The sequence below is a fragment of the Acinetobacter sp. MF4640 genome (assembly GCF_002018895.1).
Taxonomy (GTDB): domain Bacteria; phylum Pseudomonadota; class Gammaproteobacteria; order Pseudomonadales; family Moraxellaceae; genus Acinetobacter; species Acinetobacter johnsonii.
On the sequence record NZ_MVOM01000078.1, the window covers coordinates 1 to 9,934 of the forward strand.

The 9,934-nt window shown below is 41.3% G+C and carries 15 protein-coding genes and 1 tRNA gene; all 16 read right to left on the bottom strand.

Annotated elements, in window-relative coordinates:
• A partial coding sequence (locus tag MF4640_RS17305; protein ID WP_078390366.1) for a phage portal protein occupies positions 1-738 on the bottom strand: 738 nt, incomplete at its 3' end.
• Positions 739-749: 11 nt separating this feature from the next.
• Complete coding sequence (locus tag MF4640_RS17310; protein WP_078390367.1) at positions 750-1,040, bottom strand: hypothetical protein; 291 nt, start codon at positions 1,038-1,040, stop codon at positions 750-752.
• A gap of 87 nt (positions 1,041-1,127) precedes the next feature.
• Complete coding sequence (locus MF4640_RS17315; RefSeq protein ID WP_078390368.1) at positions 1,128-2,462, bottom strand: phage major capsid protein; 1,335 nt, start codon at positions 2,460-2,462, stop codon at positions 1,128-1,130.
• The gene (locus tag MF4640_RS17320) at positions 2,459-3,052 is read right to left on the bottom strand and encodes an HK97 family phage prohead protease (protein WP_004694118.1); all 594 of its coding nucleotides are present in this window, start codon (positions 3,050-3,052) and stop codon (positions 2,459-2,461) included. Before MF4640_RS17320 ends, MF4640_RS17315 begins: the two co-directional genes overlap by 4 nt.
• A 37-nt stretch (positions 3,053-3,089) precedes the next feature.
• A complete protein-coding gene (locus tag MF4640_RS17325) occupies positions 3,090-4,766 on the bottom strand; it encodes a terminase large subunit (protein ID WP_078390369.1) in 1,677 nt (558 codons plus the stop codon).
• Between the two features lie 39 nt (positions 4,767-4,805).
• Complete coding sequence (locus MF4640_RS17330) at positions 4,806-5,012, bottom strand: hypothetical protein (RefSeq protein ID WP_227518684.1); 207 nt, start codon at positions 5,010-5,012, stop codon at positions 4,806-4,808.
• A gap of 13 nt (positions 5,013-5,025) precedes the next feature.
• The gene (locus tag MF4640_RS17335) at positions 5,026-5,481 is read right to left on the bottom strand and encodes a terminase small subunit (protein WP_078390371.1); all 456 of its coding nucleotides are present in this window, start codon (positions 5,479-5,481) and stop codon (positions 5,026-5,028) included.
• 106 nt (positions 5,482-5,587) lie between these two features.
• Positions 5,588-5,743 carry a hypothetical protein gene (locus MF4640_RS19535; RefSeq protein WP_171263915.1) on the bottom strand — a complete coding sequence of 52 codons (156 nt, stop codon included), beginning with the start codon at positions 5,741-5,743 and terminating at the stop codon, positions 5,588-5,590.
• Entirely contained in the window at positions 5,740-6,030 is a 291-nt protein-coding gene (locus MF4640_RS17340; protein WP_078390372.1) for an HNH endonuclease, read from the bottom strand. Before MF4640_RS17340 ends, MF4640_RS19535 begins: the two co-directional genes overlap by 4 nt.
• Positions 6,031-6,247: 217 nt before the next feature.
• Positions 6,248-6,478 (bottom strand): hypothetical protein, encoded by a 231-nt coding sequence (locus tag MF4640_RS17350; RefSeq protein ID WP_078390374.1) that lies wholly within the window; start codon positions 6,476-6,478, stop codon positions 6,248-6,250.
• Between the two features lie 2 nt (positions 6,479-6,480).
• Positions 6,481-6,654, bottom strand: a complete 174-nt coding sequence (locus MF4640_RS19315; protein WP_161944391.1) for a hypothetical protein — start codon at positions 6,652-6,654, stop codon at positions 6,481-6,483.
• Positions 6,655-6,891: 237 nt separating this feature from the next.
• Positions 6,892-7,281 (bottom strand): hypothetical protein, encoded by a 390-nt coding sequence (locus tag MF4640_RS17355; RefSeq protein ID WP_078390375.1) that lies wholly within the window; start codon positions 7,279-7,281, stop codon positions 6,892-6,894.
• 204 nt (positions 7,282-7,485) lie between these two features.
• Positions 7,486-7,562: transfer RNA gene (locus MF4640_RS17360), tRNA-Arg, on the bottom strand.
• Positions 7,563-7,893: 331 nt separating this feature from the next.
• Complete coding sequence (locus MF4640_RS17370; protein WP_078390377.1) at positions 7,894-8,430, bottom strand: hypothetical protein; 537 nt, start codon at positions 8,428-8,430, stop codon at positions 7,894-7,896.
• Between the two features lie 91 nt (positions 8,431-8,521).
• Complete coding sequence (locus MF4640_RS17375) at positions 8,522-9,073, bottom strand: hypothetical protein (RefSeq protein ID WP_078390378.1); 552 nt, start codon at positions 9,071-9,073, stop codon at positions 8,522-8,524.
• Positions 9,074-9,085: 12 nt separating this feature from the next.
• Positions 9,086-9,763 carry a metallophosphoesterase gene (locus MF4640_RS17380; protein WP_078390379.1) on the bottom strand — a complete coding sequence of 226 codons (678 nt, stop codon included), beginning with the start codon at positions 9,761-9,763 and terminating at the stop codon, positions 9,086-9,088.
• Between the last annotated feature and the right edge of the window lie 171 nt (positions 9,764-9,934).

A 9,934-nucleotide genomic window follows, 5' to 3' on the forward strand; every position in this document is an offset into this window, starting at 1 on the left:
ATTTGCACCTGAATAATTTGCATTCCACTGCTTACGAAGTTCCGCAGCCTTCTCATTAGTGATAGATCCTGGTGTAGTCAAAACACCTGAAGGACGACTGTTATTACGAAAAAGGTTACGAGAGTTTTTCTGAATCTCAATACCCTGTCCCGCAGCCAATGAGCACGCCATAATTGGAGTTAGCCCCACAAGTGGATGATAAAAACAGTTAATACGGTCATGAATGATTTCGGATGCTGGTATTACTACCGAATCAGTCTGTGTAAGTCTGTCATTGCCCAATTGGTAAAAGACATTTCCGTTGTCATCAATCAGTGGTTTACAAAGATCGGGATTGAGCACAACCAGCTCCGTCACTTCACCAAAAATATCTCTGCGCTTCAGCACATAAGTATTGCCACGTAACAACAATGACGTTGTCCAGTGTTCACTAAATTGCTGCCAAATTTGAAAACGGTTAGGCTTTTTTAAAACGCGAAATTTGCTTGGTATATCTGCATTGACCAAAACGCCTTTTTCATGGCGCTTCAATTGAATCGGCATCTTACCAATATCTTGTGAAATTAATGAGACACAAGAAAAAACAGCATGATGTGCAGTAACATCTTCACGGGTTAATTCATCATTTTTTTGCCATGCACCCGAATAAGGCTCATGGATAAACATCGAGTGCCATCCACCGCCTGAATGAACACCTTGGAGCGATTTTTTCTTAAATAAATTGCCAAAAATGCCCATTATTTACCGCCTTATTTTGCTTTGCTTGCACGTTTTTGTTTGGGTTTAGCTGGCTTTTCTTCTTTAACCGCTTGTTGAGCATTATCTAATAGACGCTCAGCCGTCAGAGGCAACTCAACCAAACTGCCAAAATCATCAACAACTAGGGTTCCATTTAAGTTCTTCAAAAACTCAATCGAAAGTTCGCCATCTAAAGGTTCTGCAAACTTCAACTTAATTAAGATTTTGGCTTGTAGATCTGGAACTTCAGCTACATCACCAGGCATTCCTTGAGGTGCCTTTCTTAAATATTTAATTTTCATAGACTGTTCTCATAGCTAAACAACTTTGATGCTTAGATATAAAAACAGCCCCAATAAAGGAGCTGTTTTTGACCTAATGAATAAAGATTAGGTGTACTGAATATAAGCTGCAGCAATCGGGCGTCGTTTTGCCCATGTGATGAATTTCTCAACACGAATTGCAAACTTATTTTCTTGCCATAAGTTATGTGTCGTTGCACCATCAGTCAATGTCGCTTGGTCACTGTAGGCAACATCCACACCACCATCTTGAGCTACAAGAATTTCACTCATTTTCACAAGTTCAATTCGGTCCCCAACAGATTGAGAGGTAATGACAGGAATAGCCAATAATGAGCGGGCAGCGCCTGCGAAATTCATCCCATTAAAGTAAGTATTACCTAATGCATCACGAAGCAACGCGATACGCATTGCACGCGTTTCGCTCATTAAGAAGTACGCACCATCTGTACTTAAATTCGCCTCAACAAACGTCTCAATCAATTTCAACAAATCAGCTTCAATTGCTTCTGCAGTTTCACCGCTTGCTGCAACTGCAACAACACCATTGAGAATGCCCGCTGGTGTTACATCGGTTTGTGCTTGTGTACCAAGGAATGTTTCATCAATAAGCGTTTTAGATGCAGCAATCAAATCGTTTAACACTAACTGATCAACTGCCGGATCAGAACGACGCAGCAACTCTTGGGTATACACTGTAATAGCTGCAAGCTTATGTTCTTTAATTTCTACGCTGTCAAACGTTGGATTTGTTAAAGGTTTTTTAGCTCCTTCACCAACCCATGAAGCTGTCCCACCAGTAGCCTGACCATTGATTTTGATATTAAAAGGCACCGTACGATAACCTTGCAACTTATCAAAAATGGTTGCGTTACGAAGCAGCTCTAAAAAATCACCTTTATATGTATCTTGCTGAACCAATGGTGCTGCAAAGCCAGCATCAGTCGTAGTTCCAAGCACAGCTTTTTCAATATACTGAACCGTATCCTGACCAAACCCAAGTTGCTTTGCTGCATCCACTACCGTCAATAAGTTACCTTGCTTTTGAACATGGCATGCCAACATTTTTGCACGAACAAATTGAGTAAAACCAATACCCTTTGGCAAATTGGATTCAGTTGTAACTACTGTTTTCTTTTTAGTTGGATCTGGATCACCTTTAGCAGATGCTTCTGCTTCCTCTTCATTTTCACCAGCAACTGGTGTCCCCGTTTCAGCGGCATGTTTAGCAGCTGCGATTTGTTTTTTGACGCGTTCGATATTCTTTTCGATCGCTGCAATTTCTGCTTCAACAGTTTGAATTGCCGCTTCAGTTTCATCGTCTGGTGTAGAACCACCATCTAATGACTTGGTAATATGCCCTTGAAGCTCTAGATTTTTAGCAGCCAAAGCATCAAGTAACTGTTTTAAATATTTGTTCATACCAATTTCACTCCACCCTTTGTTGGGCTATTTAATTTGACAACAACGTGTTTTTGTTCAGATGAAACGCCATCTGTAACGGTCTGAGGTTTTTTGCCCAACGCGGCTTTGTGTTCCTCAAAAGCTTTTTTAAAATCTGTTCCGCTATCACGGTTATCTGGAATCGTGACAAGTGAAAGCTCATACCATTCCCAATCTTCAAACTTAATACCGCCGCCTTTAATCATCTCGGCGGTATCCCAGTTCGGCAGGAAGCCAACAGATAATCCTTTTACAAGGTCGTACTTCAAAGATTGGTAGGCCTCATCTACGCGATCCTTCAGCTTTCCTTCTTCCTTGATCTCAGGAATATGAATTTCTACTTCAATTCCTTTATCCGTTACTTTCGCGCTGGTCACATGACCAATCGGGCTTCGCATGTCGTGATGAAATAGTAATGGCATTGGTAATTTGAACTTCGCACCCTTTGGCACCATGATGTCTTTCGATCGATCTTGATTCGGTGTGCTTGCCGTACCGGTAAATGTTCGCTTTTCCTCATCGACGCTTTTAATCTCAAAAGAGCCAAATGACTTATGTAGAGCAGACATAGCCCCTCCAAAATGTAAAAACCGCCAATTAAGGCGGTTATATGAAATGTATTTCGTAATCTTTATTTGTGGGCTCAGGGTTCAAACTCATTAATGCCACGGCGTTAAACATTGCAATAACTGGATCAATTTTTCCTACACCTGAATCCTGCTTGGTAATACGCATACCATTACCAATCATCACGACCCGAGCATTACCTACACACCAAGTCATAAGCTGCTGACCCGCATGCCAGAGATTTCCCTCTGCCAATTTACGCTCAGAAGTCATGATGTATCCCATCAACTTATGACCTTGCGGGACTGCGACAAGAACCTCTTCAGGTATTCCAGCGCCAGTTAATCCATCAATGAGACCTCCAAGACCTTGCGGATCCAGCCCAATTTTGTCGAGCTTGCCACTGTCATAAATTTGCTTTGCGATCATGGCTAATTCGTCAATGTCTTCACCAACCTTATCCACAACAACTAGACTTTGTTCTTGCTCGAAGTCTCGATATTTAGGGATATTCTCTTTACGACGTTCTAAGGCTAGTTTATTTGCCCAAGCACGACTCCAAAGCCACCAAATACGTGGATCTTTCTTCAATCGTCCTAAGGCGGCGAACCCAAGTAAGTCATCCAAGCCACCGCCATCAATCCCTAATGTGATCAACTCAGATTGTTCAATTAATTGCTCAAGTCCAAACACATGCTTTTGCTGAACCCAATACTCAGCACCCGCCCAACGGTTTGCACGCAAGTTCATGCCGATTTCAATGTTCAAATGCTTAGCAAGGAAGTCTCGAAGTGACTCTTCACCAGCATCTTTGACCTTATTGAACTCTGAAATCAGGTATTCAAGGTCTACTGAAGCACCTAAATTTGGGTTGGTGATGTAAAAATTTTCAGGCTTAAGGTGTTCTCCAGCCTCAATCAGATGCTTAGGAAACTCATAAATGAGAGGTAAAAAGGCTTTATCCTCTTTAATTTCATCCCTTACATCACGCGCATAATCTAATAACTGTTTGAATACACCACATGGGACTTCATCTGACATGGTAGAAAGGTAAATCACACACCCTTCAGGACGCGATGCCAAGCCGCCTTTCGCTTCACGGAACATTGATTCAGCATTGGCACGTTTACCAAAAAGCCAAACTTCATCAATCAAAATGATTGAGGCTTTCTTGCCAGCTGCTGCATTAGATTCCGCAGCAATAACTTTAAGCGTTGCACCTGTACCTAAATGAGTAACGGTTTTCGTATGCTCAGAAATATTAATCATTAAACTGAGATCTTCATCTGCTTTGATGAAGTCTCTAATCGGGTTAAAGCTGTTGTCTGCGACCTCCTTGGTTGGCGCAAGGATAATCAACTCTGCTGAAAGTCGATCATTTAACAAAAGCAAAGTCAGCATGATTCCTGCAGCGATCGTGGACTTAGTATTTTTCTTAGAAATCAGAAGAAAAAACTCACGAATCAAACGACGCTTAGTTTCAGGGTTATATGCCCCTGCAATTGCTCTTACAAATTCAATCACCCACTCCAAGGTGACATCGCCCATCTTCGGGCTATCCATCACATCTACAAGAATGAGTTCCTTAAAAATTCGCTCAGCAACATCTGCAACTTTCGGAAACAGTGGTGCACATGGCATGAGCGATTGCTTTTTGACAATACGCTCCTCCCAGTCTGGGCAAGCAGTTGTCCATTCTGGGAGCATTGCAGTCATAAAATTAACTCATTAAAAAACCGCCTCAGTGGGCGGTTCCTAGATCGGTCTTAATTCAATATTGATCCGAGCTTGATATTCGTAATTAGTGGCATCTTCATCAAGGCACCACTCAACACTCAAAACCTCATAACGCTTGTCTTTAAATACACATCGATTACCAATTTGCGGCACCTGCGTTAAAGTACGTTTGGCAAATTGATTGGCTTCACCATCAATATAAAAATTCACTGCAAATTTATGCATTTTAGCTATCATTTTAACTTCTCAACTGTGAGCCAAGTGTTCCAAACTTTCCGCCACCTTTCGCAGCGGCTTGGGCTTCTTCAGCTTTGGTTTCTTTCTTGCCTTTATCAGCAACCTTGCCATGGAAATAAGGTAGAGCTGCTTTTGCCGCATCCATCCGCATTTTCATATCCTCAACTGGGTCTGTCCAAATTTCTTCTAAAAATTTAAGTGGATCAGGTCGTTCAGAAGCGGTACTGATATCTTTTTTTGTGACTATTGGCTTGGGATTGGGTTTAACATCATTGTTAACACCTTTAACACTTTTAAGTCTCTCAATCTGAGCAATCACATCACAATCTTTCGCCATTCTAGAACCAGCTTGCGAGGCTGTTTCAGGGCTACAACCCGCGAAAATAGCGGCTTCCTTGTTATTTGCACCATCATGTTTAGCTTGGGCAAATGCCTTCTTTTTTGCTGTTAAAGCCATGTGCCCTCCTTTAACATATTTGCGAAATGGGAAATTTTTTTATACGTGAGATGGGGGGTGGTGTCCGAGGGCAAAAGGTTTTGAACTTTTGACCTCCCCCCCTCCCTTACGCATCTAAATGTTTTTGAACGACTTCATCTATCGCTTGCGCACGTTCTTGAAGTGCTTCTTTCGTATCGTTTGGTATGCGTGGATCAAAGTACATGCCTCGCATAAAGTTGGCAGATGATTCAAGCTGTTCTAGAAGCTCTTCATTATTCACTGTCGACTCTCCTTTAAGGTTTTTTCTTTGTGACACGGCGGGCACAACGATTGCAGGTTCGATTCATCATCGGTACCACCTTGGGCAACATTAACTACATGGTCCAACTCAAGCTCCATGGTTACACGACCACATGAGCAGCAGGTCCACTCATCACGTGTATGAATCTTCTGCTTGAGTCTGCGCCACGGTCTACCACCACGACCTTGACCCCAATTGTTCTTAGGCGGTCTCGGTGTCTTCGGTGTCATCGCCTGTAGCTTGCTTTGCAGTCTCGGTAGCTTCATGAATGAACTCAACTCTCACATTGCCACGCAATAATCGTGTGTATATTTCACCCTTGCGTCTATCTTTCTTGGTAAAGCGACGATGAGGTATAAAACATACTAATCCTTGATCTACATTCGCCCACTTTACGCACTTAATGCGGTTGCCATTCACATATACATATCGAATGCCTTTCCCATCATTCATACTGTGGAACATAGTTATTCATCCATATATTTAGGTACGCTTAGCTCTTCCTGATCCTCGAGTATTAACAATAATTCGTTGATCTGGTTGCTCTGCTGTGTCAGGTGCTGAATCAGTTGATTGTTCTGTGCCAACACTTGGCTGTTCTGCTTTACCAGTTCGCCCACCAAGGAAAGCAATTGCATTTGAAATTGACTGTTTTGACTGCTCATACATTGCCTTCAGTTTCTGTCGACGTTCTTCACATGATTTACATGACATGATTAATCACCATTCAAATTGGTTTCTATGTTGTGAATCTTACGGCGCTGGTCACGAATGAAATGAGCCAAACCATCAATCAAGTGCTGTGGCATATCCATTGGGTGAATCATTGATGCACCCTTTATGTTTTGCTCATAACGTTCTCTGTTTCGCTTTGCTTCAACTTGATCCATGGTGGCCACCCGCATCTGTATCTACTTTGGATGCAACATACACATCCTTGTTTAGCTTAATTAGATTGCCTTTAATAATGTCTTCTCCAAGCCACTTAAAGCATAGAGCGTATCCAAACAGAAACGACACAAGTGCAACTACGATATAACCCATACGCACCACCCGATAAGAAAAGAAAAACCCCGCCAATAATGCATATTTAGCGGGGTTCTATGTGCCGTAATACGTTCGGCGAATTATTTAGGTAACTTCAAATCAACATCAGGAATGATAACGCTTGGTCTGAAATCAACTTTGTACTGGTAGGTACTGACACCTTTACTATTTAGCTGCTCGGAAAAGTAAGTCACATTGTCAGAAATGCCTAGTGAATGCTTTTTAAATTCCGTATCGCTGGTCTTGCAGGTCACATCAACCTTTCGCTCACTAACAGCTTCAAAGGCACACTTGCCTTCAATTGTTAGAACATAATCACCAGTAACACCGTTATAAAAAACGATTCGTCGATCTAATTGAAAGTTGTCTGCTGCATGAGATAGGTTGCGTGAAGCAACTTGAGCATCACGCGAACAACCAACGAGTGCTGTTGCACACATTAAACCGACTGCTAATAATTTAATTTTCATTGCTTCACTTTTCTCCGGGCATTAAAAAAGCCCGATCAAATTAATGAGCAGGCTTATGTTTTTTAAATCTAATTTACTTAACTTCTTTCATGCATCCTCGGCAAACTTTAATCTCATCACCATCAATCGTGTGATCTATCTCAGTTGCACCGTGAAGGCCAAATAAACACATTAACAATCGGAGCATTTTGTTCTCCTGAATATTGGCGCGCCATGCAGGGCTCGAACCTGCGACCATCCGCTTAGAAGGCGGATGCTCTATCCAACTGAGCTAATGGCGCTAGGTGGCGGCATTAAAATTTAAACCACTACGAATAAAGTTAAGCCGCCATTGGGTGCCTTGATATTGCTTTCACGGAACATTTCTCAAGGTATTAAAAAAGCCCGCCGTTTGGTGAGCTTCAATTTATCAAAACTACTTAGTTTTATTTCCACCAATGCCTTTAGGCATTGAATCACCGATCACCTTAATTGGAGGTCGAGGCGTAGGTTGTGGCACTGGTTTTTGTGATGAATTATTAGTCATTCTCAACCCCAACCTTAACAGGAATTGTGCTAATTTGTTCATCCTTAATTGGCGGTCTCTGAGTTGGCACCAAATTCGGCTCATTGTTAGACATATTTTGCTATCACATCAAATATTATAAATATCATTAATAATATCAAAATATAGCCACCCTGCACCATATGAGAATATGCGGTTTCTAATTCTTTAACTTTTTCTTCGTTACTGTTTTCATATTTATTAATTGATTCTCCCAAATCTTCCGACAGACCATCATATATAACTGAAATATCATTCGTTTTAAAATAACTCTGCATTGCCTTATCAGAAGATAATTTAGCAACTTTGGTTATTTTCATACACGCAAACAAATGTCTGATTACTAATGAAATTTGAATAAAACTAAAGAAAATTAGTGCCACCACACATGTACTGAATGACCAAAATTTTAATGTCTCTGTTTCTACAATATATGATTTTGCAATGATGCTTAATATCGCAACCAAAAGTGATGCAAAAGTCAGGTATTTAGATGCTTTGTCATCCAACCTAGCAGACTGAGCCTTAGCATGATCAAATTGCTTAAATTGATATTCATATAACAATTTTAACTTATCCAGCATCAAATCTTCAATTTCAGACATTTTATAGGCCAAAAAAAATCGTATCTCGATTATAACCAAAATACGACCAGTATAATAAAACTATACTTTTATTTCCGAAATAATGGAATCCCTATGCTCGCATTTCTTTGTAAGTATTTTTCTTATAATCCTGAATAGCTTGAGATGCCTCATCAATCGCAGACTCAAGCGCTAAACTCATTAGGTTTTCGTATGGCTTCCACGTCTTGCGGTAAATCTCAACCTGCATCTGCATCGAATTAATCCCCGCATAATACAATCGACCTTGCGCTGTAAAATTCCCCTCCAACTCGGGATTTAATGAGAAATCAATTACCATACGTGCAATCAAGTACGCCAAGTGATTCATGGTGATATGCTCAGGCTCACGCTTCTTATCTGCCACGGCGTTTTGAAGCATGATCTTTACCAGGTGATTACGCACATATTCATAATCACTTTCGCATTTACCATCAAAGACAATTAATGAAGTAACTGACTTTGCAAGCTGCGTTTCCATGCTTGCAATCACACCTAAACGATCTTCGTAATTCAAAGGTTTCTCCCCAGTACCATGCGCTTGTGGTTCAAAGTTTGGTGACTTAGCTGTAATCCCATGTGTCAGCCATTCAAATTGCTTAAATTTCTCTGTTACTGCATTCATCCCTATTTCCCCTCAAATCAAACTCAAATCTAAAATTGTCATAGTTCCCCAGTGAACCGCACCTGTATCAATCCAATAACAGTTGTCGCGCTTGCATGGCTTTTGGGTGACCGTGTGACCCATGATGACCGCATCAACTCCTGTTACATGGGTGTACTGCTTTTTCTCCTCATCTAGTCGCTCTCGACCCCACATGGCCAATTCAGATGGATCGCGGAATGCTGTTGGCTCTTTGGTGAAAGTTTCTTTGAATTCATCCCAATTGTTCTGCTCAATATGCCCATGAACAAAACCGAACTTTTTACCGTTGTGACTGATTTCTAAAACCACTGGCAACTCAGCGAAGGTTTTTGCAATGTTGTACATCGCCTGCCCATCCAGCATGTAAAACCACTCACCACCATTCGACACATGACAGCGCTTATAGGATTCGTTATGCAGTCCACCAATACATAAATCCTCATGATTACCGCGCACTGACGTAAACCATGGCTTGGATAACAACTCAACACACTGAATGTTTTGAGTTCCACGATCCACCAGATCACCAACCGCAACCAACAAATCATTTTCAAAGTCGAAGCCAATTTCTTTAAGTCGAGTCATAAGAAGGTTGTAGCAGCCATGAATATCACCAACAGCATAAAGCTTGCCTGTTATCTCTTTGTCCCATACCTTAACCATTGCCATCCTATTTCCCTCAAAACTTCGCAAATCTTTTAAAAACCAACATTGCTGCATCACGCGCATGCTCATTCGTACGTTCAATCCAACCGGTGCGCTTTTTAAATACATCGGCCTTTGTTTTGGTTGCATTGGCTGCTGGATGAATCATTAGGTAATTCAACCCTTGCTCCTTAC

What these genes read in the sequence shown, in the direction of transcription:
- MF4640_RS17375 (WP_078390378.1), bottom strand. Translation starts at nt 9,073, where the DNA reads ATGAATGCAGTAACAGAGAAATTTAAGCAATTTGAATGGCTGACACAT.
- MF4640_RS17310 (WP_078390367.1), bottom strand. Translation starts at nt 1,040, where the DNA reads ATGAAAATTAAATATTTAAGAAAGGCACCTCAAGGAATGCCTGGTGAT.
- MF4640_RS17380 (WP_078390379.1), bottom strand. Translation starts at nt 9,763, where the DNA reads ATGGCAATGGTTAAGGTATGGGACAAAGAGATAACAGGCAAGCTTTAT.
- MF4640_RS17340 (WP_078390372.1), bottom strand. Translation starts at nt 6,030, where the DNA reads ATGAAGCTACCGAGACTGCAAAGCAAGCTACAGGCGATGACACCGAAG.
- MF4640_RS17315 (WP_078390368.1), bottom strand. Translation starts at nt 2,462, where the DNA reads ATGAACAAATATTTAAAACAGTTACTTGATGCTTTGGCTGCTAAAAAT.
- MF4640_RS17320 (WP_004694118.1), bottom strand. Translation starts at nt 3,052, where the DNA reads ATGTCTGCTCTACATAAGTCATTTGGCTCTTTTGAGATTAAAAGCGTC.
- MF4640_RS17330 (WP_227518684.1), bottom strand. Translation starts at nt 5,012, where the DNA reads ATGCATAAATTTGCAGTGAATTTTTATATTGATGGTGAAGCCAATCAA.
- MF4640_RS19315 (WP_161944391.1), bottom strand. Translation starts at nt 6,654, where the DNA reads ATGGATCAAGTTGAAGCAAAGCGAAACAGAGAACGTTATGAGCAAAAC.
- MF4640_RS17355 (WP_078390375.1), bottom strand. Translation starts at nt 7,281, where the DNA reads ATGAAAATTAAATTATTAGCAGTCGGTTTAATGTGTGCAACAGCACTC.
- MF4640_RS17325 (WP_078390369.1), bottom strand. Translation starts at nt 4,766, where the DNA reads ATGACTGCAATGCTCCCAGAATGGACAACTGCTTGCCCAGACTGGGAG.
- MF4640_RS17370 (WP_078390377.1), bottom strand. Translation starts at nt 8,430, where the DNA reads ATGTCTGAAATTGAAGATTTGATGCTGGATAAGTTAAAATTGTTATAT.
- MF4640_RS17350 (WP_078390374.1), bottom strand. Translation starts at nt 6,478, where the DNA reads ATGTCATGTAAATCATGTGAAGAACGTCGACAGAAACTGAAGGCAATG.
- MF4640_RS17335 (WP_078390371.1), bottom strand. Translation starts at nt 5,481, where the DNA reads ATGGCTTTAACAGCAAAAAAGAAGGCATTTGCCCAAGCTAAACATGAT.